This is a genomic window from Tessaracoccus lubricantis (assembly GCF_039544535.1).
Classification (GTDB): domain Bacteria; phylum Actinomycetota; class Actinomycetes; order Propionibacteriales; family Propionibacteriaceae; genus Arachnia; species Arachnia lubricantis.
In genome coordinates this window covers 35,487-58,983 of sequence record NZ_BAABLV010000016.1, presented here as the reverse complement: position 1 = coordinate 58,983, position 23,497 = coordinate 35,487, and the positions used below count along the sequence as shown (strand labels likewise).

Sequence of the window (23,497 nt, the reverse complement as noted above, 5' to 3'; positions counted from 1 at the left end):
GCACGTCAAGGCGCTCAGGCCCGGCAGCGGATCGGTGATCGTCACATCGGTGAGGGTCACGTTGCCCGTGTTGGTCGCGACGAACGAGTAGGTGATCACGTCAGCCACTGCGTCGTAGGTTTCGACGTCGGCCGTCTTCACCAGGTCGATGGCCGGGGTCTGCACCGCAGTCACGTCCTCCTCGTCGGTGTCGGTCACATTGTCACCCACCGGCGGGGTACCCACCGTGGTGGCAGTGTTCTCGACCATCCCGTTGTCGAGATCGGCCTGGGTGACCGAGTAGGTCGCCGAGCAGGTCAGCGACTCACCCGGAGCCAGCGTCACGGGAGCCTCGACGTCACACGTCAGCGCCGAGAGACCCGGCAGCGGATCGGTGATCGTCACGTACGTGAGGGTCACGTTGCCCGTGTTGGTCGCGACGAACGAGTAGGTGATCACGTCAGCCACTGCGTCGTAGGTTTCGACGTCGGCCGTCTTCACCAGGCTGATGGCCGGGGTCTGCACCGCAGTCACGTCCTCCTCATCGGTGTCGGTCACATCGTCGCCCACCGGCGGGGTGCCGACGGTGGTGGCGCTGTTCTCCACGATGCCGTTGTCGAGGTCGGCCTGCGTCACCGAGTACGTCGCCGAGCACGTCAGCGACTCACCCGGAGCCAACGTCACCGGCGCCGCGACGTCACACGTCAGCCCCGAGAGACCCGGCAGCGGATCCGTGATCGACACGTCCGTGAGGGTCACGTTGCCGATGTTGGTCGCCACGAACGAGTAGGTGATCACATCAGCCACCGCGTCGTAGGTCTCGACGTCGGCGGTCTTGACCAGGTCGATCGCGGGCAGCTGGGTCGCGGTCACGTCTTCCTCGTCGGTGTCGGTCACATTGTCGCCCTGCGGCGGGGTGCCGATCGTGGTGGCGGTGTTCTCGACGATGCCGTTGTCGAGATCGGCCTGCGTCACCGAGTACGTCGCCGAACAGGTCAGCGACTCACCCGGAGCCAACGTCACCGGAGCCTCGACGTCACACGTCAGCCCCGAGAGACCCGGCAGCGGATCCGTGATCGACACGTCCGTGAGGGTCACGTTGCCGATGTTGGTCGCCACGAACGAGTAGGTGATCACGTCACCCACCGCGTCGTAGGTGTCCACGTTCGCCGTCTTCACCAGCAGGATGGCCGGCTCGACAGCAGCGGTGACCGTCTCGTCGTCGCTGTCCGTGACGGGCTGGCCCACCGGCGGGTTGCCGGAGGTGGTGGCCTCGTTGTACACGGAACCGGCATCGAGATCAGCCTGGTCGACGACGTAGGTCGCCGTGCAGGTCATCTGCGCCTCGGGGGCCAGGGACGAGCCCTGCGCCGGCACACAGGTCAGCGCCGACAAGCCGTCCAGCGGGTCGGTGATCGTCACGTCGGTGAGGGTCACGTTGCCGGTGTTGGTCGCCACGAAGGTGTAGGTGATCTCGTCGCCCACCGAGTTGTAGGTGGGCGAGCTCGCCGACTTCACCAGGCTGATGGCCGGGGTCTGCACCGCGGTCACGTCCTCCTCGTCGGTGTCGGTCACATCGTCACCCACCGGCGGGGTACCCACCGTGGTGGCAGTGTTCTCGACCATCCCGTTGTCCAGGTCGGGCTGGGTCACCGAGTAGGTCGCCGAGCAGGTCAGCGACTCACCCGGAGCCAGCGTCACCGGAGCCTCGACATCGCAGGTCATTGCCGAGAGGCCCGGCAGCGGGTCCGTGATCGTCACGTCGGTGAGGGTCACGTTGCCCGTGTTGGTCGCGACGAACGAGTAGGTGATCACGTCAGCCACTGCGTCGTAGGTTTCGACGTCGGCCGTCTTGACCAGGTCGATGGCCGGGGTCTGCACCGCGGTCACGTCCTCCTCGTCGGTGTCGGTCACATTGTCGCCCTGCGGCGGGGTACCCACCGTGGTGGCGGTGTTCTCGATGATGCCGTTGTCGAGGTCGGCCTGGGTGACCGAGTAGGTCGCCGAGCAGGTCAGCGACTCACCCGGTGCCAGCGTCACCGGAGCCGTGACGTCGCACGTCAAGGCGCTCAGGCCCGGCAGCGGATCGGTGATCGTCACATCGGTGAGGGTCACGTTGCCCGTGTTCGTCGCGACGAACGAGTAGGTGATCACGTCAGCCACCGCGTCGTAGGTTTCGACGTCGGCCGTCTTCACCAGGTCGATGGCCGGGGTCTGCACCGCAGTCACGTCCTCCTCGTCGGTGTCGGTCACATCGTCGCCCTGCGGCGGGGTACCCACCGTGGTGGCAGTGTTCTCGACCATCCCGTTGTCGAGATCGGCCTGGGTCACCGAGTAGGTCGCCGAACAGGTCAGCGACTCACCCGGAGCCAACGTCACCGGCGCCGCGACGTCGCACGTGAGCGCCGAGAGACCCGGCAGCGGATCCGTGATCATCACATTCGTGAGGGTCAAGTTGCCGATGTTGGTCGCCACGAACGAGTAGGTGATCACGTCACCCACCGCGTCGTAGGTGTCCACGTTCGCCGTCTTCACCAGATCGATGGCCGGCTCCAAGGCTGCCGTGACGGTCTGGTCGTCGGTGTCGGTCACATTGTCGCCCTGCGGTGGGGTGCCCACGGCGGTGGCCTCGTTGAACACGGAGCCCGCGTCGAGGTCGGCCTGCGTGATGGCGTAGGTGCCAGAGCAGGTGAGTTCCGCACCAGGGGCGAGCGTCACGGGAGCCGCGATGTCACAGGTCAGCGCCGAGAGACCCGTCAGCGGGTCGGTGATCATCACGTCCGTGAGCGTCACGTTGCCCGTGTTGGTCGCCACGAACGAGTAGGTGATCACGTCACCCACCTCGTCATACGTCAGCGGCGTGGCCGACTTCACCAGGGCGATGGCCGGGGTCTGCACCGCGGTCACGTCCTCCTCATCGGTGTCGGTCACCTCGTCGCCCACGGGCGGGGTGCCCACCGTGGTGGCGGTGTTCTCGACGATGCCGTTGTCGAGGTCGGCCTGGGTGACCGAGTAGGTCGCCGAGCAGGTCAGCGACTCACCCGGAGCCAGCGTTACCGGAGCCTCGACGTCACACGTGAGTGCGCTCAGGCCCGGGAGCGGGTCGGTGATCGTCACGTCCGTGAGGGTCACGTTGCCGGTGTTGGTCGCCACGAACGAGTAGGTGATCACATCAGCCACCGCGTCGTAGGTCTCCACGTCGGCCGTCTTCACCAGGCTGATGGCCGGGGTCTGCACCGCGGTCACGTCCTCCTCGTCGGTATCGGTGACCTCGTCGCCCACGGGCGGGGTACCCACCGTGGTGGCGGTGTTCTCGACGATGCCGTTGTCGACGTCGGCCTGGGTGACCGAGTAGGTCGCCGAGCAGGTCAGCGACTCACCCGGAGCCAGCGTTACCGGAGCCTCGACGTCACACGTGAGTGCGCTCAGGCCCGGGAGCGGGTCGGTGATCGTCACGTCCGTGAGGGTCACGTTGCCGGTGTTGGTCGCGACGAACGAGTAGGTGATCACGTCAGCCACCGCGTCGTACGTCGCGACATTGGCCTCCTTGACCAGGCTGATGGCAGGGGCCTGTCGTGCGGGCACGCTCTCATCGGCGGTGGCGTTGACGGTCTCGTTGGCCGGGGATGTGCCCGACGTCGTGGCCGTGTTGTCCACCGAGCCGTTGTCCAGGTCCGCCTGGGTGACGGAGTAGGTCGCGCTACAGGTGAGCTGGGCCCCCGGGTCCAGCGTGGCCGGGACGGTCAGGTCACAGGTGAGGCTGGACAGGCCGGGCAGCGGGTCCGTGATCGTCACGTTGCTCAGCGTCACGTTGCCGGTGTTGGTCGCGACGAACGAGTAGGTGATCACGTCACCCACCGAGTCGTAGGACGCCACGTCTGCCGTCTTCGTGAGGGAGATGGCCGGGAACTCGTCGCCGGTCACCGTCTCGTCGTCGGTGGCGGTCACGTCGTCGCCCTGCGGCGGGGTGCCCTCGGCGGTGGCCTCGTTGTAGACCGAGCCCGCGTTGAGGTCGGCCTGCGTGATGGCGTAGGTGCCGGAACAGGTCAACTCCGCACCAGGAGCGAGCGTCACCGGGGCCGCGATGTCACACGTGAGTGCGCTCAGGCCCGGCAGCGGATCCGTGATCGTCACGTCCGTGAGCGTCACGTTGCCCGTGTTGGTCGCCACGAACGAGTAGGTGATCACGTCGCCCACCGAGTCGTAGATCGTGGGGGTGGCCGACTTCACGAGGTTGATGGCCGGGGTCTGCACCGCGGTCACGTCCTCCTCGTCGGTGTCGGTCACGTCGTCGCCCACCGGCGGGGTACCCACCGTGGTGGCGGTGTTCTCGACGATGCCGTTGTCGAGGTCGGCCTGCGTCACCGAGTACGTCGCCGAGCAGGTCAGCGACTCGCCCGGAGCCAGCGTCACCGGAGCCGCGACGTCACACGTCAAGGCGCTCAGGCCCGACAGCGGATCCGTGATCGTCACATTCGTGAGGGTCACGTTGCCGGTGTTGGTCGACACGAACGAGTAGGTGATCACATCACCCACCGCGTCGTACGTCGCGACGTCGGCTTCCTTGGTCAGGGAGATCGCCGGGAAGCGGTCTCCGGTCACCGTCTCGTCGTCATCGTCGCTGACCGGGTTGTCAGCAGGATCCGTACCCGTTGCGGTGGCCGTGTTGAAGATGCTGCCCGCGTCGAGGTCGACCTGGGTGACGACGTGGGTGTCCGTGACGGTGCACGAGGCGCCCGGCGCCAGCGTGGTGGCGCACGGGGCGTCGGCCAGGCCGAGCATGGCGTCAGTGATCGTCACGTGGGTGAGGGTCGACTGCCCGGTGTTGGTGGCCGTCAGCGTGTAGGTGATCTCGTCACCGACCGCATCGTAGGTGGCGGGCGAAGCCGACTTCACGAGCGTGATCTCCGGCACACAGACGACGCCCTCGGCGCTCGAGGTCTGACCCGTCTGCGTGATGGTCGCGGTGTTGTCGTACACGGCGCACGTGGCGACGGCGGCGTCTGCAGCCAGGTCGCGGTCGTAGCTGAACGTGGCGCTCAGGCCGTCGACGGTGGCGTCAGGTGCCGTGAGGGCGGTGCCGCCGTCGTTGGCCGTGACGGTGCCGAGCGTCCCGGTGGCACCCTCGAACGTGTCGGTGATGGTCACCGACTGGTTCACGCGGTTGCCCGCCGAGAAGGTGTAGGCGACGCTGCCGGTGACCGACGCGTTCGCGGCGCCGCCGTCGGCGGCCGGGAAGGCGGTTGCCCAGTTGGCCTTGCTCACGGTGAGCGTGGCGTTGTTGGTGCCGGTCAGCGGGATGTCACCGAGCTGGCCGTCCCCGATGCAGGAGTAGTCGTACGTGGTGGTGCCGGTGGGCAGGTCGAGGTTGCCCGTGCCGGCCTCGACACCGGTGATGGTGCAGGCCTCGCCAGAACCGAGCGCATCGGTCAGCCTGACCTTCATCGCGACGTCGGGGTTGACGACGGTGATGGTGCCGGTCAGGGCGTAGTTCGACCGCTGCACGCCCACGAGGGACACCTCGACGTCGTAGCCGGCCACGACCGGTGCCGTGCCGTCGACGTGGTAGGTGACTTCCTTCACGCCGTCGATGGTCTTCTCGATGGCCCACACGTAGGTCTCGGTGAAGGTGGCCGACGCCGTCTTGGTGACGGTCGGCACCCGCGGGTCGGCGAACTGCAGCGTGGCGCCGTCGCGCAGGGTGACGGTGGCAGTCTTGGTGCGCTGGTCAGTGGCGGGGAGCAGGTAGCCGGTGGGCGCCGTGATCTCCTCGACGGTGTAGGCGCCGTTCTTCGCCTCATCGAACTTGATGATGCCGGCGGTGGGCGAGTCGTCGCCGGCGCCGTTGTCGGTGACGGTCACCGAGGCGACCGTGCGGTCACGCGGATCCGGCGAGATGCGGAACGTCGCGCCGCCCACCAAGTTGTCCTGCATGTCGCGCTTCTCGATCTGGAAGCTGGGGCACGGGTTGACATTGATGGCGCCGGTCACGAAATCCTTCAGCGACGACGACAATTCGGCAGACGCGGTGGAGCGCAGGTACAGCGAGTTGAACGCGAGGCGCCCGCATTCGAGCTGGCCCCCGCCGGTGATCAGCGCCGACAGGTTGAAGGTGAACTCCGCGGTGTCTCCGGCGGTGCGGTAGGTGAACGCGTCCGCGGAGACGGTCTTCACCACCCACGTGGAGCCGTTCCACTCGTAGACGGTGGGCTGGGAGAAGCCGCTGTTGGTGGAGGTGGTGAAGGCGAACCGGAGGTCACCGACGGTGCGGTCAGGCACCAGGGCGCCCTTGGAGTTGGTGGTGTTGGGCTTCTGGTTGAGTTCGAGGTAGAAACCGCCGTCACCCTGGCCCGCGTAGCGGTTGAAGCCGAAGTAGAGGATGGGATCGTCGCCCACGTAGGCGATGTCGACGCCCGTGCTCACGATGTCGGTGCTGGCGCCGGATGACGGGGAACCCTGCTGCCACGTGCTCAGCGGATCACCCTCCTTCGAGCCCTGGGTGAACATGTCGTCGGGATTGCTGCCGCACGCGTCGTCGACGTACTGCGGGGTGCCGGTCCAGGCGATGGGCGTGAACCGGTCCCTGTCACAGCTGGCCGTGGCCAGCACGCCGATCTCTGCTTCCTGCTGCACCTCGGCCGCCAGTGGGGCCTGGGAGCCGCTGGGGTCGGAGGCCGGCGCCGCTGCCGGCTCGGCGTTCTGGGCTGGCCTGGCTGCGGGGGCTTGAGGCGCCTGTTGGATGGTCTCGGCAGGAGCGGGCGCCTCCGTCGCCTCGGCGGGCGCCGGCTCGGCGCTCTCGCCCGTGTCTGGCGTGGTCTCGGCCGCCACCTCCGACGGCACAGGCTCGGGGCTGGCGGGCAGCTCAACTTCCGCGACCTGCGTCGCTGCCGGAGTCTCCTCCTCTGCAACCGGTTCGCTGGTGGGACTCTCGGCCGCCAGTGCCCCGAACGTCACCGTCGGAGACTCCTCGGCCATGGCAGCAACGGCAGGCGTGGGGGCCGCCGTCTCCTCGGTGTCGGCCTGCGCCCCCAGGACCCCCATCAGCGGGAGGACCAGGACGAAGGCGGACCAGGTGGAGACGATTCTCCACGTGCGATTGCGCCATGATCCATGGCTTACGGTGTGCGACTGCCCAAACATCATCTTCCTCTTTCGGACTCCTGAGGAAGCCGGCACGATGCGCCCCAACTCCCCCGGGGACGACCGCGGGAGGTGTGCTGAGCGGAGGGGTGAACGGCATGGAACCGGCATGTCAACCAGTTCCATCCGTAAGGAACTTTCTGTATTTCTGGTATGCCAAGATTTTCCTGAGAAAACTACACGTCGTCGTTCACGCAATGAATCCGCCACATCACGCGGGAGAGACGGGAGCGCGCGCGAAGCACATCGGGAATCTGGTGTCAAAGCCGGTGCCGATGTCATCTTTTTAGCCGACACTGCCGGGTGGTCTGGCAACCGAATTTCTCGCGGAAAGTTACTTTTGTCACAAAGGAACCACCCCCGCGTCTTTCGACGCGGGGGCGGCCCTTTTGATCCAGTCGAAGCCGGACCTGGCAAACCTCCGAACAGAGCCGGGGGGTGAGCTCGGCCCGGAGGCTCACGCCTCAGCTGCGGCGCCGCCTCGTACCGGCCATTGCCGCCGCGCCTCCGGCCAGCACCAGGAGTGCGACACCGGTGAGCACGGAGCCCGTGTCGATACCGCCTCCGGTCGGGTCACCGCTCCTGACGATGGGCTTCGGCTGCGCCGGAGGCCTCACGACAGGGGTGGGCTCCGTCGGCACCTGGTGGTCGTCCTGGTCCGTGACAGGCTCGCCCTCGGGCGTCTCGCCGGTCGCGGTGGCCAGGTTGAGCACCTTGCCCGCCGCCACGTCCGCCGCCGTGACCACATAGGCCGCGGAGGCGGTGCAGGTGGTGGACTCGCCGGGATCGAGCTCGGTGACCGGGCAGGTCACCGAGATTCCCGCCGCCGCGAGCTTCGGATCGTCGACGCGCACGTCGGTGAGGACGGTCTCACCCGTGTTCGTCACGGTGAAGCTGTAGACGATCGCGTCACCCTGGCGGACGGGGCCGGCCTTGTCGGCGTGCTTGATCAGCTGGATGCCGGGCGTGAGTTCCGGACCGGCCGGGATCGGGCCCTCGACGAGGGCGTCGTCCTCGTCGGTGACCGTCTCGCCGTTGGGCGCGGTGCCCTCGACCATGGCGACGTTGACGATCGAACGCGCGTCGATGTCGTCCTGGGTCACCTCGTACTTCAGCTCGATCGCGCACTCCTCACCCGGTGCCAGCGACTCTGCACAGAGGGCGTCCTCGACGTCGAAGCGCTCGTCGTCGATCACCACATCGGTGAGGGTGACGTTGCCGGTGTTGGTCGCCACCAGGGTGTAGGTGATGATCTCACCGACTTCGGCGTACTCGGCACGGTCTGCGGTCTTGACCAGCTCGATGGCGGGCAGTTGCTCGCCGGGCACGGTCTCGTCGTCATCGTCCGTCACGTCCTCGCCCTCCGGCGGGGTACCGACGGTGGTGGCGACGTTGTCGACCGACCCGTCGTCGAGATCAGCCTGCGTCACCGTGTAGGTGGCAGTGCAGGTCAGCGACTCGCCCGGAGCCAGCGTCACAGGAGCCTCGAGATCACAGGTCAGCTCACTGAGGCCCTCCAACGGATCCGTGATCATCACGTCGGTGAGGGTCACGTTGCCCGTGTTGGTCGACACGAACGTGTAGGTGATCACGTCACCCACCGAGTCGTACGACTCGACGTCGGCCGTCTTGACCAGGTCGATGGCGGGCAGCTGCTCGCCGGGCACGGTCTCGTCGTCGTCGTCCGTCACGTCCTCGCCCTCCGGCGGGGTACCGACGGTGGTGGCGACGTTGTCGACCGACCCGTCGTCGAGATCGGCCTGCGTCACCACGTATGTGGCGGTGCAGGTCAGCGACTCGCCCGGAGCCAGCGTCACAGGAGCCTCGAGATCACAGGTCAGCTCGGTGAGGCCCTCCAACGGATCCGTGATCATCACGTCGGTGAGGGTCACGTTGCCCGTGTTGGTCGACACGAACGTGTAGGTGATCACGTCACCCACCGAGTCGTACGAATCGACATCGGCCGTCTTGACAAGCTCGATCACCGGGAAGGCCTCTCCCGTGACGGTCTCGTCATCGTCGTCGGTCACGTCCTCACCCTCCGGCGGCGTGCCGACGGTGGTGGCGAGGTTGTAGACCGAGCCCGAGTCGAGATCGTCCTGGGTGATGAGGTACGTCGCAGTACAGGTCAGCGACTCGCCCGGAGCCAGCGTCACAGGAGCCTCCAGGTCACACGTGAGTTCGGTGAGGCCCTCCAACGGATCCGTGATCATCACGTCGGTGAGGGTCACGTTGCCCGTGTTGGTCGACACGAAGGTGTAGGTGATCACGTCGTCGACCGCGTCGTAGATCGTGGGCGAGGCCGTCTTGAGCAGGTCGATGGCGGGCAGCTGCTCGCCGGGCACGGTCTCGTCGTCGTCGTCCGTCACGTCCTCGCCCTCCGGCGGGGTACCGACGGTGGTGGCGACGTTGTCGACCGACCCGTCGTCGAGATCAGCCTGCGTCACCACGTACGTGGCGGTGCAGGTCAACGACTCACCCGGAGCCAGCGTCACAGGAGCCTCCAGATCACAGGTCAGCTCACTGAGGCCCTCCAACGGATCCGTGATCATCACGTCGGTGAGGGTCACGTTGCCCGTGTTGGTCGACACGAACGTGTAGGTGATCACGTCACCCACCGAGTCGTACGAATCGACATCGGCCGACTTGAGGAGCTGGATCGCGGGGAACTCCTGGCCGGTGACGGTCTCGTCATCGGTGTCGGTCACGTCCTCACCCTCCGGCGGCGTGCCGACGGTGGTGGCGAGGTTGTAGACCGAGCCCGAGTCGAGATCGTCCTGGGTGATCAGGTACGTCGCGGTACAGGTCATCGACTCACCCGGGAGCAGGGTGGCGGGCTGCGCCGGCATGCAGACGAGCGCGCTGAGGCCCTCGAGCGGGTCGGTGATCGTGACGTCGGTCAGCGTGGACTGGCCGGTGTTGGTCGACACGAACGTGTAGGTGATCACGTCGCCGACCGCGTCGTAGATCGTGGGCGAGGCGGTCTTGGTCAGCGAGATGTCAGGCACGCACACCGTCGCCTCGGCGTCGGACGACTGCTGCGTCTCAACGATGCGAGCGGTGTTGGTGTACACCTGGCACTCGTCTGCCTCGGGATCTCCCTCGAGGGTGCGGGTGTAGCTGAAGGTCGCCGTCGTGCCGCTGGTGACAACCGTGCCGGTCGTCGCCGCCGCGGTCACGGCGGTACCCGCGTCGTTGGCGGTGACCGTGCCCAGCTGGGTGGTCACGCCGTCGAACGTGTCCGTGACGGTCACCGTCTGGTTGGAGGCGGTGGCGCCGGCGAACGCGTAGTCCTGCGTGGCGGTCACGGTCACGTCGTCGGTGCCGTCCGGGAAGGCGGTGGACCAGTTGGCCTCGCTGACCTTCAGCGTGGCGGTGTTGGTGCCGCTGAGCGGGATGTCGCCCAGCTGCCCGTCGCCGATGCAGGTGTAGGTGAACTCGTTCGTGCCGACGGCGAGGTTCACGTTGCCGGTGTCGGCGGCGACGCCCGTGATGGTGCATTCCATGCCGGGTGCCAGTTCGTCCGACAGGGAGACCTTCATCGCCACGTCAGGGTTGACGACGGTGATGACGCCCGTCAGCGAGTAGCCGGAGCGCTGCACGCCGACGAGGGAGACCTCGACGTCGTAGCCGACGACGACCGGCTCGTCGCCCACGTGATGGGTGACCGTTTCCTCACCGTCGACCATCTTCACGATCTCCCACACGTAGGTCTCGTGGTAGGTCGCGACGGCGGTCTTCGAGAGCGTCGGGACCTGCGGGTCATGGAAGCTGACGGACACGTCGTCTGTCAGGCCCACCGTGATCGTCTCCACCCGGTCCGCCGGGAGCGGGAGCAGGTAACCGTCAGGCGCGGAGACTTCCTCGATGGTGTACTCGCCGTTCTTGGCCTCGTCGAAGCGGATGATGCCCAGCGTGTCGGAGTCGTCGCCGTCACCGTTTTCGGTGATGGTCACGGAATCGATGCTGCGGTCCCGCGGGTCCGGCGAGATCTCGAAGGTGGCGCCACCGACCAGGTTGTCGTCCATGTCGAGCTTCTTGATCTCGAGGCTCGGGCACGGGTCGACGTCGACCGGGCCGGTCACGAAGTCCTTCAGCGACGAGTCGAGGCTGGAGGACGCCGTCGAACGCAGGTACAGCGAGTTGAAGCCCAGCCGGCCGCACTCGATCTCCTCGCCATCGCCGACGAGGGCGTTGAGGTTGAAGGTGAACTCGACGGTGTCGCCGCTGACCGCGTAGGTGAAGGCCGTCGACGGGATGCCCGTGACGAGCACCCAGGAGTCGCCGTCCCACTCGTAGACGAGCGGCTGCGCGGAGAAGCCCTCGGTGGTGGAGGTGGTGAACGCGAAGCGCAGGTCACCGACCGTGCGGTTCGGGATGGGCGTGCCGTTGCCGTTGACCGTGTTGGGTTCCTGGTTGAGCTCAAGGTAGAACGCGCCATCGCCCTCGACCGAGTAGCGGTTGAAGCCGAAGTACAGGATGGGGTCGTCGCCGACGTAGGCCACGTCGACTGCGGCGCTCACGATGTCGGTGCTCTTGCCGGAGCTGGGGAACTCGTGCGTCCAGTCCTCGAGGCTCCCGTCCTCCTTCGAGCCCTGGGTGAACATGTCGTCCGTCGCGTTGCCGCAGGCGTCGTAGACGAACGACGGCGACCCGCTCCAGTTGATGGGCGTCACCGCGTCGACGGTGCAGTTCTCGGTGGCGAGCGGCTCGACGAGGGCCTCAGCCGCAGGAGCGGTCTCGGTCTCGAGCGCCGGCAGTTCGCCCGGAGGTGCCACGTTCACCGGAGCGGGTGCCTCCGCTTGCTCGACCACGGGATCGGCCGGCACGGGCGCCGGTTCCTCGACGGCGGGTTCCTCGACGGCCGGCTCCTCGACGACGACCGGCTCAGGGGCCGGTGCCGGTTCCGGCGCGGGCTCCTCCACCACTTCCGTGGGGATCGGTTCCTCTGCTGGCGGTTCAGCCGGCGGTGCCTCCTCCACGGGGGCCGCCTGCTCGCTGACCGACACCTCGGGCGTCGGGGTGACCGCTGCGGGATCGACCTCGGTCAAGGTGGCGGTCGGGGTCTCTGCTGCCATCGCGGCGATGGCAGGGTCCTGGGCGGGCGTCTCCGTGGCCTGCGCTCCGAGGACCCCCATCAGGGGGAGCACCAGGATGAACGCGGACCAGGTGGAGACCACCCTCCAGGTGCGGCTGCGCCATGGCACATGACCTACGTTGTTGGGCTGTCTGGACATCAATCTTCCCCTCTTCACTCGCGCCGGAGGCTGCGGCATTCATTGCCCCAGCTGCCCCGGGAAGTATCCCCGGGAGGCGTCTGGCACGCGCAGGGAATGCTGTTGCGAAAGGAATTGATCCCCCGCGCTGGAAGGTGCCCCCCTTGTAATCCTTGCTTCGCACACTATGACAACGGGGACGCAATGTCGCCACCCCTTCGTAGTGAGTTTACGGAATTTTCTTCCACACAGGCCCGCGCCAGGGGCGGGTGCCGAATCGGGGTGGATGGTCGTCGAGGCACACCACGTCGTCGACGCACACCGGGAGCCGCGCGCCCGGCTCAGCCCCCCGTCGCGGCGAGCCGGTCCTTGCGCCCGGCCGTCAGGAGACCGGGACGGCGGTCACGACGATGTTGTCGGAGTAGAGCCATCCGCGGCTGGTCCGGATGAAGTCCCCGCCACAGGTCACCAGGTACAGCCGACGTTCGCCGTCGGTGGCGAACAGCTCATCGGGGAGTTCCGTCTGGCGGTAGAGGTGCACGCCACTCACGACCCACTCCTGGCGTCGGCCGCGGTCGTCCCACGTGGACACGGCGGCACCCGGCTTGACCTCGCCCAGGTAGTAGAGCGCGCCGCGATCGCCGTTGTAGACGACGTGGCCGGCGATCAACGTCGAGCCGCTCCGGGCGCGCAACGGCTGGACGGTGTCGAGCAGCCCGACCTTGGACAGGTTCCTGGGCAGGTTCATCGCGTTGTCGGCGGAGACGCCCTGGTCGACGATGCCGGCGTCGACGTAGATCGACGGGATCTGCAGCCGGCTGATGAAGTCGCCCTCGGTGTCCTCGGGGACCGGCTCGGTCCGCACGTAGGGGCCGAGCGACTCCTTGAGCTCCGGCGGGATCACGATCGTCTCCACGTCCGGGGCGTCTGAGGGCCGGGCGGCAACCGCCTCCTCTGCGCTCATCGAGAACGTCCGGCTGGGCTCCGGCGTCTCCTCCGGCGGCCTCTCCTGCAGGCCCTTCCAGACGAGGAATCCCCCGCCCGCAGCCAGTGCCACGGCGAGCAGCACCCACAGGGCCACCCGCCACCCCCTGCGGCGCCGCACTCCAGTCACCCGACCAGCGTAACCCGGTCACCCGCAGGACGTGCCGCCCGAGACTCGCCAACCAAGTTGAGTCGCCTGCGCTCAACTTGGGCTTGACACCTTCACGAGACTGATTAAACTTGAGTCCATGAGGCTCAACTACGAGCTGCACACAGAACACAGAAAGGGAAACCATGGCACGCACGTTTGACCCGTTCCGCGACATGGAGCGCCTGTTCGAGCAGCGCTCGACCTCTCAGCCGGGCATGAACATGGACGTCTACCGATCGGCAGAGCACTTCGTCGCGGAGATCGACCTCCCGGGCGTCGACCCCTCGAGCATCGACATCGACATCGACGACCGCACGCTGACCATCCGCGCCGAGCGCAAGAGCCGCGCCTCCGACGACACGCAGTGGCTGACCCGCGAGCGCGCCACCGGCACGTTCGCCCGCCAGCTGATGCTCGGCCGCGGCATCGACGCCGGCCGCATCGAGGCCGACTACACCGACGGCGTGCTCACCGTGACCCTCCCCGTCGCGGAGGAGTCCAAGCCGCGCAAGATCTCCGTGGCCCACTCCGGTGGCCAGCGCGAGATCAGCTCGGAGGTCGTGGAGGAAGGCGACGAGGGCTGATCCCCACGGAGGAAAGTCGCCACGGGCGCCGCACGCGAGTGCGGCGCCCTTCTCCTTCGTTCCGATGACGGCCGCCACGGGGCACACTGGGCACATGACGAAGCTCGACGACGCATTCGATGTGGTGGCGCGCGCCGACTTCCTCCCGCCGAAGGTGCGGCCCTTCGCGGACCTGGACCGGGCGCTGGCGATCGGCCACGACGCCACCAACTCGCAGCCGTGGACGGTGCGCTACATGCTGGAGCACCTCGACCCCCAGCCGGGCGACCGCGTGCTCGACGTCGGCAGCGGGTCCGGCTGGACCACCGCGCTGCTGGCCTACCTCGTCGGGGAAACCGGCAGGGTGGTCGGCGTCGACATCGTGCCGGAACTGGTGGAGATGGGCCGCCGGCACATGGACGACCGCTTCCCGTGGGCGAGGTTCGAGGAGGCCGAGGAGGGCGTCTTGGGCTGGCCGGAGTCGGCGCCGTACGACCGCATCCTCGTGTCGGCCGACGGCGGCCGCGTGCCCGAGGAACTCGAGGCGCAACTGGCGCCGGGCGGGCGGATGGTGCTGCCTGCGGCGCAACGCATCATCATCGTGCACAAGGACGCCGACGGGAAGCTCACCCGCAACGCCGCCGCCGGCATGTTCAGCTTCGTCGAGTTGCGCTGAGGCGTCGCGGTCAACCGGTCCTTCGTGGGATGTTCGCCAGGGCTCACGATCCCCTCAGGAACCGGTTCACGATCCCCTCAGGAACCGGGGCGATCCCCTCAGGAACCGGGGCGATCCCCTCAGGAGCCGGAGAGCAGCGCGTGCGCGGTGGGCTCGTCGGTGACGAGCGCCTTGATGAGCCCGCCGCGGATCGCGCCACGGATGGCCGCGACCTTCTCCACCCCGCCCGCGACGCCGACGACGTTGCCCATGCCGCGCAGTTCGTCCAGCCCGAGGCCGATCCGTCGCTCCGACCAGCTGGTCTCGACCACCCGGCCGTCGGCGTCGTACCACTCCCCCAGCATGTCGCCGACTGCGCCGCGCGCGGCGAACTCCGCCACCTCGGCGTCGGTCGTCACGCCCGCCAGCACCGCTGAACCGCCCGGGGTGGCCGACCCCATGCCCGTCAGCGTCACGACGGCGGACCGGGCCAGGTCGAGCACCTCCCGCACGGCCGACTCGGCCGCCAGCGCCTGCGCCATCTCCGCGCTCGAGACCAGGAGCGGCGCTGGGACCGTGCGCAGGCGGCGCAGCACGCCCGGCGAGCGGGTGAGCACGTCGTCGATGCCGCTCAGCTCACCGGCGCAGGCCACGAACTGCACGCCGTCGAGCGACTCCTCCGACAGCTCGACGAGGGCCCGGGCCACCGAGTCGCCCCAGGAGACCCCGACGACGGCGCCGGGGTGGAGGTGTCGTCGGGCGTACGCGGCCAGCGCGGCCGCCACCCGCTCGTTGGTGCGTTCACGCGAGAGCCGGCCCTCCGCCGTGGGCACCACGATGACGTCGCTGAGCCCCGAGGCGTCCTTCAACCGGGTGGCCAACTGCATCGCGGCGAGGTACTGCGAGTCCAGCTCGATGCGCACGATGCCCTGCTGCCGGGCGGCCTCCAGCAGCCGGCCCACCGTCTGCCGCGACACGAACAGGCGCTTGGCGACCTGTGCCTGGGTCAGCCCGTCCTCGTAGTACAGCCAGGCGGCGCGCACCACCAGGTCGAGGTCGTTCGGCGTGGGCGTCAGCACGTGGGTGAGCATATGCCCAGTTGTCCCGTGACGCCTTCCTTCACGCGTGAACCGGCCTAGATTTGGGGTGTAGCACTCAGAGAAAGGGTGTCCCACGTGACCCAGATCCCCGCCCTCCAGCACGCGATCCAGTTCGTCGGCGTCGACGAGATCGTGCTCAACACCGAGAAGCCGGTCGACGAGGTCGGCCCGCACCAGATGCTCCTCCAGGTGGAGGCCTGCGGGATCTGCTTCTCCGACACCAAGCTGCTCCACGCGTTCGACTCCCACCCGCGCAAGGCCGAGGTGGTCAGCGGCATCGACCTCGACGCCCTGCCCGAGATCCCGTCGTACCATCCCGGCTCCGCGCCGGTCGTGCCGGGCCACGAGCCCGTCGGCCGCATCGTCAAGGTGGGCAGCGAGGTCACGCACTTCCAGGTGGGTGACCGCGTCCTCGTGCAGGCCGACTGGAAGCACCTGCGCACGGCCAAGTCGAACGGTGCGTTCGGCTACAACTTCGACGGCGCCCTGCAGGAGTACGCGCTGATCGACGAACGGTGCGTGGTGGCCCCCAACGGCGAGGAGTTCCTGATCCACGTCTCCGACGGCCCCAGCGCCGCCGCGGTGGGCCTCATCGAGCCCTGGGCCACCGTCGAGGGCTCCTACGCCTGGGCCGAGCGCAACCACCTCAAGGACGGCGGCCGCCTGCTGGTGGTGGCCGACGGTGAACCCACCGGGCTGGACGCGCTCACGTGGGCGCACGCGCCGGCGGAGACCGTGCGGGTCACCGCAGCCGAGGTCGCCTCGCTCGAGGGCCAGTTCTTCGACGACATCATCTACTACGGCGCCGACCCCGAGGTCATCGAGGCCACCGCGCCCCTGCTCGGCACCCGCGCCACGTACTGCCTCGTGCTCGGCGGCGCGACGATCGGCCGCAAGGTGGCCCTCGACATCGGCCGCGTGCACTACGACTTCATCCGCTTCGTCGGCACCACCGGCGACGACCCGGCCGACGGCTACGCCTGGGTGCCGGCCAACGGCGAGCTGCGCGACGGCGACAACGTCGCGATCGTCGGCGCCGCCGGCCCCATGGGCATGATGCACACCATCCGCGCCGTCACCTCCGGCATCGACGGGATCCGCGTCACCGGCACCGACCTCAGCGACGAGCGGCTCACCCACCTCGCCCGCACCGTCGACCCCATCGCGGCCGAGCGCAGCGTGCCCATCACCTACGTCAACACCGGCGAGGAGCAGTTGCAGCCCGGCTTCACGCACGTCTCGTGCATGGTGCCGGTGCCGGCGCTGGTCAGCCAGGCCGTCGACCTCGCCGGGGAGGGCGCGATCCTCAACGCGTTCGCCGGCATCCCCGCCGGCACGCTGGGCGAGTTCGACCTGCAGGGCATCGTCGAGCGCCGCATCTTCATGCTGGGCACCTCGGGCTCCGACGTCTCGGACATGCGCACGGTCCTGCGCAAGATCGAGGAAGGCATCATCGACACGCACATCAGCCTGGACGCCGTCACCGGCATGGCCGGGTTCCAGGATGCGATCGACTCTGTGATGAACCGCACCAGCGGCGGCAAGATCATGGTCTTCCCGATGCTGCACGACCTGGGGCTGACGCGGCTGGTGGACATGCCCGAGAAGCTGCCGCACGTGGCGGCCAAGCTGAACAACGGCGTGTGGACGAAGGAGGCCGAGCAGGCGCTGCTGGCCGGCGAGTGACGGGCCCTTCGACCAGCCGCAGGCGGCTGGCTCAGGGAACGCGGGGCGCTTCGAACAGTCGCAGGCGGCTGGCTCAGGGAACGCAGCCCCGTCAGTGGCCGCGGAGCCGCTCGATCGCCCGGCGGTCACGCTTCGTCGGGCGGCCGGCGCCGCGGTCCCGCACCGCCACCTTCCCCGCCATCTCGGGGATGGGTGGCGGCCGCTCGGGCGTGCGGTCGATGTAGGCCGCCTGCGCCAGCGGCGCACCCACCCGCTTGGCGAGCGTGGCGTCAACCACCTCGAGGATCTTCTCCTCCTGGTCCTTGCGCACCCGGATCACCTGCCCGGCCACCACGTGCTGCGACGCCTTGGGCAGCAGGTCATTGACCCTGACGTGGCCACCGCGCACCGCCGTCGTGGCGAGCGAGCGTGTCTTGTACACGCGCACCGCCCACAGCCAGGCGTCCAGTCGGGTCATGCGCAGAATCCTAACGCGCACCACAACGGGTGTCGGCGGCGCCGAGTACCGTAAGCCGCGTCACCTGACGAAAGGATCCCCATGTCCAAGAAGGCCATCGTCACCGGCCACAGCAAGGGCCTCGGCGCCGCGATCGCCGCGCAGTTGGAGGCCGACGGCTGGGTCGTGCTGGGCGTCTCGCGCTCGGCGGGTGAACGGGTGGACCTCGGGCAGCCGTCGGCGCTCACCGAATGGATCAGCTCGGGCGCGTTGGCGGCCTTCCTGGCGGACGCCTCAGACGTCATCCTCGTCAACAACGCCGGGGCGGTCTCGCCCATCGGCTTCGTCGGCACGCTCGACCCCGCCCAGATCGAACAGTGCGTCACCATCAACGTCACGGCGCCCCTCATCCTCACCGACGCCGTCGTGCGGCTGCGCCGTGAGGGCACCCCGCTGCGCGTCGTCCACGTGAGCAGCGGCGCCGCCCGCGCCGCGCACAGCACGTGGAGCACCTACTGCGCCTCCAAGGCCGCCGTCGACATGCACGCCTTGACGTTGGCCGAGGAGGGCCTCGACGGCGTGCGCGTCGCCTCGATCGCGCCCGGGGTGGTGGATACCGACATGCAGGAACACATCCGCGCGACGGATTTCCCGGCGCGTGACCGGTTCCGGGCGATGAAGGACAAGGGCCGCCTGAGCACGCCGGAGGACGCCGCGGCCAAGATCCTGGCGCTGGTCAACCGCGCAGACTTCGGCCAGAAGGTGCTGGCAGACGTCCGCGACGCCGGCTGAGCTACTTGGCGTCGACGGCCTTCTGCAGCTCGGCCTTGTTCATCTTCGAGCGGCCCTCGATGTTCTTGCGCTTGGCCTCCTCGTAGAGCTGGTCCCGGGTGCGGCCGCCCGGGCCCTTGTGTGAGCGCAGGCCACCGCGTCGGCCCGACGAGATGTCCTCCCTGGACAGCTTGCTCGACTCCTTGGCCTCGCCTGCCCTGGCGCGTTCCTTGTTGACGGTGCGGGCGGCGATCTCCTCGGCCGTGTCCTCACTCTCGCCACGCTTCTCGAGGCCTTCCTTGATGTGCTCGTACTGGCGCTCGCGCTTGTCACTCCATGCCCTGGGCGTCATGTCGACCTCCTGCTCGGGTCCCTCCACGCTACGACGGAGTCTCACTCCCGGCTACCTCCTTTGGCACCGTCGCTTCGTGGGCTAAGGTGCTGGCCATCCACACGGGTGCCCTCGGCAGGGGGCTGAGATGGGGCTGATGCCGCCCGGACCGTCCGAACCTGTCCGGGTCATGCCGGCGAAGGAAGTTAGTGATGACGCACACCATTGCCACCCCCCTCACCCACCCGGCCGCGGCGCTGCCGCCCGAGGGCCGCGCAGCCCTCCGCGGCGGCGTCCTCGGCAACTACGTCGACCAGCTCCACATCTTCCTGCCGCTCGTGGCGCTGGTGCCGGCGCTCCCCGTGCTGGCAGGTCCACACGCCGCGGCCACCACCGGCGCCATCGTGGTCATGGCCATGCTGCTGGGCCGCCCCATCGGCGGCATGGTGTTCGGCCAGATCGCCGACCGCCTGGGCCGCACCACCACCACGAAGGTGGCCATCGCCGGCACCGCCGCCTGCACCCTGGGCATCGCCGCGGTGCCCACGCACGAGGTGATCGGCGGCGCGGCCATCCTGATCGTGATCGCGCTGCGCTTCCTCGGCGGCGTGTTCATCGCCGGCGAGTACTCCGCTGCCATCCCCCTGGCGATGGAGTGGTCCAGGCCGCGGCGCCGGGGGCTCTACTCAGGCCTGATCATGTCGATGGCGCCATGGGCGCAGGCCACCATCGCCTTCACCACCGGCGTCCTGCTGGTGGCACTGGGCCCCGACGCCTACGCCGCATGGGGCTGGCGCGCGTCGTTCGCCGCCGGCGGCCTCGCCTCCGTCGCGATGCTGATGTACTACGGCGTCCACGTCACCGACGCCCCCGTGTTCCACCGCAACCGCTCCACGCGGCGCAGGCTCGGCCTCGTCGAGGTGCTCAGCGGCACCCACGCCCGCTCGTTCTGGCAGATGTTCGGCCTCATGAGCGGCCTGTGGTTCCTCACCAACACCACCGTCATCATGCTCACCCCCCGGTTGGGCACCGACGTGGGCCTGGACGCCACCAGCGTCAGCGTCGTGATGGGCTGCGCCGCCGTCGGGCAGGCCATCGTGATGGGCGTCACCGGGCACCTGTCGACGCTGCTCGGGCGTCGCCGGTTCTTCATCATCTGGGGCGTGGTGGCCGCGGTGTCGGCGCCGCTGCTGTGGCTGGCCATCATGAGCGGCCCCGCCGTGTGGCTGGTCGCGGCGTGCGCCGTCGCGCTCCAGGTGCTGACGGTCACCGCGTACGGCCCGATCGGCGCCTACCTGTCGGAGCGCTTCCCCACCGCCGTGCGCGCCACCGGCTACGGCACCGCCTACAGCCTGTCGATCGTCATCCCTGCGCTGTACCCGTTCTACCTGCCCACCCTCGAGGGCTGGCTCGGCCGCGACACCGCCGTGCTCGCCCTCATGGTGCTGGGCGGCACGCTGGTGGCGGTGTGCGGCGCGCTCGGCCCGGCGCTGCGGCCGGCGGACATCGACGACGACCTCGAGGCCGTGTCCTCGCGTCAGGGGCGGCCATGATCGCCGACGTGATCGCGGCGGTGCGCGAGCGGGCGCCGCTGGTGCACTGCCTGAGCGCGGCGGTGTCGCTCAACTTCGTCGCCGACGCGGTCCTGGCCGCCGGCGCACGGCCGATGATGACCGAGACGCTCGAGGAGGCCCCCGTCATGGTTCAGGCCGCCGACGCGCTGCTCGTCAACCTCGGCACGCTCTCCACAGATGGCGCAGCGGGCATCCCGGCGACGGCGGCGCGGGCTCGCGAGCTGGGCACGCCCTGGGTGTTGGACCCCACGGCGGTGGGGCTCGCCCCCGTCCGCACCCCACTGGCCCGCCACCTCCTGACGCACCGGCCCGCCGTGATCCGCGGCAACGCCTCGGAGATCCTCAACCTCGCCGGGGCCGGGACGGGCGGGCGCGGCGCCGACACCGTCCACGTCCCGGAACAGGCCGCCCACTCGGCCCACCTGCTGGCCCTGGCCACGCACGCGGTCGTCGCGGTCTCCGGGGCCCGCGACCTCATCACCGACGGTGAGCGCAGCGTCGCGGTGACGGCCGGGCACCCGCTGCTCACGCGGGTCACCGGCACCGGCTGCACGCTGGGCGCGCTCACCGCGGCCTGCGCCGCCGTCGCGGACCCGTTCGAGGCGGCGCACGCGGCGACGGCGTGGCTGTGCGTCGCCGCAGAGGACGCGGCTGGCGCGGCAGCCGGGCCCGGCTCGTTCAAGGTGGCGCTGCTGGACGCGCTGGCCGCCGTCGACCCCCACGCCGTCGAGGAGAGGGCCCTGGCATGATCGACCTGCGCTGTTACGTGGTCACCACCGGCCACGGGCCGGACGTGGTGGCCAAGGTGGCCGCGGCGGCAGGCGCCGGGGCCGGCGTCGTCCAGGTGCGCGAGAAGTTCCTGCCGGCGCGCGAGCTGCTGCGCCTGACGCTGGAGGTGGGCCGCGCGGTGCACCGGGCCAACCCGGCGTCGAGGGTGGTGGTCAACGACCGGGCGGACGTCGCGTTCGCCGCGATGCAGGAGTCGCCGTGGGTGCACGGCGTGCACCTGGGGCAGGACGACCTGCCGCCCGCCGCGGCGCGTGCGCTGCTGGGGCCGGACGCCGTCATCGGCCTGACCACCGGGACGCTGGCAATGGTGCGGGCCGCGGACGAGCTGGCCGGAGTCGTCGACTACCTCGGTTCGGGCCCCTTCCGCCGCACCCCCACGAAGGACTCCGGCCGCCAGCCGGTGGGCCTCGAGGGATACCCGCCGATGGTGGCCGCCACCCGGCTGCCCATCGTCGCGATCGGCGACGTGCAGCCGGCGGACGCCGAGGCACTGGCGGGCACCGGGGTGGCAGGAGTCGCCGTGGTGCGGGCGGTGATGGGCGCCGAAGACCCGGCGGCCGTCGTCGGGGAGATCCTCCGGGGCTTCACGCGCGGGGCGGCGCGCCCAGGCGGTCGCGGCGACTCTCGGGCGTGAGCGCCCAGCGCACGATCGCCGTCGAGAACCGCCCCAGCGGGCGGCCCACCAGCACGTCGAACCAGCGGCCCGACGGCAGCTTCAGCTCGCGGCGGGCCCATGCGGGCAGCGTCGCGATGGCGCCGGCGGCCAGCATCCAGTAGCCCGGCCGCGCGGGCCAGGGCACGGGCGGGGTCCTGAGCAGGAAGTCGACGGTGTCGAGCGCGGCTGCGGACGCGCGCAGCTCGGGCCGGAACCCCTCGATGGCGGCCAGCAGCTCCGCCTCCGTGCGGGGCAGGTCCACGGCGCCGAGCATCTCGCCGACGGGGGCGGCCTGCGCCACGTACTCGTCGGTCTCCTCCGGCGTGAGGCGGCGGTCGCCGTAGTGCTGGAAGGCCGCCAGGAAGCTCTGCGTCTCGGCGATGTGCACCCATGCCAGGAGGTGGGGGTCGGAGGCGCGGTAGGGCGTGCCGTCATCGGTCTTGCCGCGCACGCGTTCGTGCACGGCCCGGATGCGGTCGATGAGCGCCTCCGCGGACGGGATGGGTCCGTAGGTGGTCATGGCAATGAACTCGGAGGTGCGTTGCAGGCGGCCCCACGGATCCGACCGGTACCCGGAGTGCCCGGCCACGCCGGCCATCGCCGCCGGATGCAGCGCCTGCACAAGGAGGGCGCGGATGCCGCCGACGTACATCGCCGCGTCGCCGTTGACGTGCCAGATGACGTCGTCGGGGGTGTGCCAGCGCTGGCCCTCGGCGCCCCAGATCAGCTTGGCCTTCGCGTCGGCGTCCTCGCCCGCCACGCGCGAGCGCAGGGTGCGGCCCAGCAACGAGCGCAAGCGGGCGAGCGGCTTCATGCTTCCCAGACTACGTGGGCGGCCCGGACGGCTAGTCTGACGTGGGTAGGAGGAAACATGAAGATCACCGACAACGGGCCCAAGCCCAACACGTTCGACATCGAGACCGCCACCCGCGAGAACACCAACTACCGCACCGTCGCCTGGTCCGGGAAGTACTTCCAGGTCACGCTCATGTCCATCCCGGTGGGCGAGTCCATCGGGCTGGAGATGCACCCCGAGACGGACCAGTTCCTCCGCATCGACGCCGGCAAGGGCAAGTGCGTCATGGGGCCCAGCAAGGACAACCTCGACTACGAGCAGGAGGTCGAGGACGGCTGGTCCATCCAGGTGCCGTGCGGCACGTGGCACGACGTGATCAACACCGGCGAGGAGCCCCTTCAGCTGTACGTCGTCTACGCCCCCACGCACCACTCGAAGGGCAAGGTGCACGAGACCGCCGCCATGGCGGAGGCCGACGAGGAGGCCGGTGGCGACGAGCCGCCGAGCTTCAGCCACCAGCCCGCGCCGAACGCCGAGGACCAGTCCGCCTAGGCACCCTCACACCAAGCCACGCTGGTGGCCCTGCCCTCATCCGAGCGCAGGGCCACCAGCGTCTTTCGTTTCGGACAAGGGATGATGCAATTTTGATTAGCTGAGGTAATGAGCTAGGG

At 69.1% G+C, this 23,497-nt stretch carries 15 protein-coding genes and 1 riboswitch; of the genes, 8 read left to right on the top strand and 7 right to left on the bottom strand.

The features are described from left to right. From ABEA30_RS04785 to ABEA30_RS04775, 3 genes are all read right to left on the bottom strand, one after another. Positions 1 to 7,020 (bottom strand): beta strand repeat-containing protein (locus tag ABEA30_RS04785; protein ID WP_345579772.1); only part of this gene is annotated, 7,020 nt, incomplete at its 3' end. Positions 7,021 to 7,583: 563 nt separating this feature from the next. Further along, a complete protein-coding gene (locus ABEA30_RS04780; protein WP_345579769.1) occupies positions 7,584 to 12,356 on the bottom strand; it encodes a DUF7507 domain-containing protein in 4,773 nt (1,590 codons plus the stop codon). Positions 12,357 to 12,717: 361 nt separating this feature from the next. Then, positions 12,718 to 13,449 carry a class F sortase gene (locus ABEA30_RS04775; RefSeq protein ID WP_345579766.1) on the bottom strand — a complete coding sequence of 244 codons (732 nt, stop codon included), beginning with the start codon at positions 13,447 to 13,449 and terminating at the stop codon, positions 12,718 to 12,720. 164 nt (positions 13,450 to 13,613) lie between these two features. On the opposite strand from ABEA30_RS04775, the gene ABEA30_RS04770 reads away from it, so the two are divergent. Further along, positions 13,614 to 14,054 carry an Hsp20/alpha crystallin family protein gene (locus tag ABEA30_RS04770; RefSeq protein ID WP_345579763.1) on the top strand — a complete coding sequence of 147 codons (441 nt, stop codon included), beginning with the start codon at positions 13,614 to 13,616 and terminating at the stop codon, positions 14,052 to 14,054. A 94-nt stretch (positions 14,055 to 14,148) separates the two neighbouring features. Continuing rightward, positions 14,149 to 14,709 (top strand): protein-L-isoaspartate O-methyltransferase family protein, encoded by a 561-nt coding sequence (locus ABEA30_RS04765; RefSeq protein WP_345579760.1) that lies wholly within the window; start codon positions 14,149 to 14,151, stop codon positions 14,707 to 14,709. A 119-nt stretch (positions 14,710 to 14,828) separates the two neighbouring features. Here the strand turns inward: ABEA30_RS04765 and ABEA30_RS04760 are convergent, their stop codons facing one another. Then, positions 14,829 to 15,767: a sugar-binding transcriptional regulator gene (locus tag ABEA30_RS04760; protein WP_345579758.1), complete on the bottom strand. Its 939-nt coding sequence runs from the start codon at positions 15,765 to 15,767 to the stop codon at positions 14,829 to 14,831. A gap of 96 nt (positions 15,768 to 15,863) precedes the next feature. Between ABEA30_RS04760 and ABEA30_RS04755 the strand changes: the two genes are divergently transcribed. After that, positions 15,864 to 17,474 carry an alcohol dehydrogenase catalytic domain-containing protein gene (locus ABEA30_RS04755; RefSeq protein ID WP_345579755.1) on the top strand — a complete coding sequence of 537 codons (1,611 nt, stop codon included), beginning with the start codon at positions 15,864 to 15,866 and terminating at the stop codon, positions 17,472 to 17,474. A 91-nt stretch (positions 17,475 to 17,565) separates the two neighbouring features. Here the strand turns inward: ABEA30_RS04755 and ABEA30_RS04750 are convergent, their stop codons facing one another. Continuing rightward, complete coding sequence (locus tag ABEA30_RS04750; protein ID WP_345579751.1) at positions 17,566 to 17,931, bottom strand: RNA-binding S4 domain-containing protein; 366 nt, start codon at positions 17,929 to 17,931, stop codon at positions 17,566 to 17,568. A gap of 81 nt (positions 17,932 to 18,012) precedes the next feature. On the opposite strand from ABEA30_RS04750, the gene ABEA30_RS04745 reads away from it, so the two are divergent. Then, complete coding sequence (locus tag ABEA30_RS04745; RefSeq protein WP_345579749.1) at positions 18,013 to 18,702, top strand: SDR family NAD(P)-dependent oxidoreductase; 690 nt, start codon at positions 18,013 to 18,015, stop codon at positions 18,700 to 18,702. A gap of 1 nt (position 18,703) precedes the next feature. Here ABEA30_RS04745 and ABEA30_RS04740 read toward each other — a convergent pair whose 3' ends face one another. After that, positions 18,704 to 19,060, bottom strand: a complete 357-nt coding sequence (locus ABEA30_RS04740) for a plasmid stabilization protein (protein WP_345579747.1) — start codon at positions 19,058 to 19,060, stop codon at positions 18,704 to 18,706. A gap of 64 nt (positions 19,061 to 19,124) precedes the next feature. Beyond that, a riboswitch (TPP riboswitch) is annotated at positions 19,125 to 19,234 on the top strand. Between ABEA30_RS04740 and ABEA30_RS04735 the strand changes: the two genes are divergently transcribed. The 3 genes from ABEA30_RS04735 (at position 19,225) to ABEA30_RS04725 (ending at position 22,009) form a co-directional block, all read left to right on the top strand. Next, positions 19,225 to 20,565, top strand: coding sequence for an MFS transporter (locus ABEA30_RS04735; protein ID WP_345579744.1), 1,341 nt, complete (start codon positions 19,225 to 19,227; stop codon positions 20,563 to 20,565). Its footprint overlaps the riboswitch before it by 10 nt. Then, positions 20,562 to 21,335, top strand: a complete 774-nt coding sequence (thiM, locus tag ABEA30_RS04730; RefSeq protein ID WP_345579741.1) for a hydroxyethylthiazole kinase — start codon at positions 20,562 to 20,564, stop codon at positions 21,333 to 21,335. Before ABEA30_RS04735 ends, thiM begins: the two co-directional genes overlap by 4 nt. Next, complete coding sequence (locus tag ABEA30_RS04725) at positions 21,332 to 22,009, top strand: thiamine phosphate synthase (protein WP_345579738.1); 678 nt, start codon at positions 21,332 to 21,334, stop codon at positions 22,007 to 22,009. The genes thiM and ABEA30_RS04725 overlap by 4 nt, the downstream gene beginning before the upstream one ends. Here ABEA30_RS04725 and ABEA30_RS04720 read toward each other — a convergent pair. After that, on the bottom strand, positions 21,960 to 22,844 hold the full coding sequence (locus ABEA30_RS04720; protein ID WP_345579735.1) for an oxygenase MpaB family protein: 885 nt from the start codon (positions 22,842 to 22,844) through the stop codon (positions 21,960 to 21,962). The two genes, ABEA30_RS04725 and ABEA30_RS04720, sit on opposite strands and share 50 nt — an antisense overlap. A gap of 57 nt (positions 22,845 to 22,901) precedes the next feature. On the opposite strand from ABEA30_RS04720, the gene ABEA30_RS04715 reads away from it, so the two are divergent. Next, entirely contained in the window at positions 22,902 to 23,378 is a 477-nt protein-coding gene (locus ABEA30_RS04715; protein ID WP_345579732.1) for a cupin domain-containing protein, read from the top strand. Positions 23,379 to 23,497 lie beyond the last annotated feature (119 nt).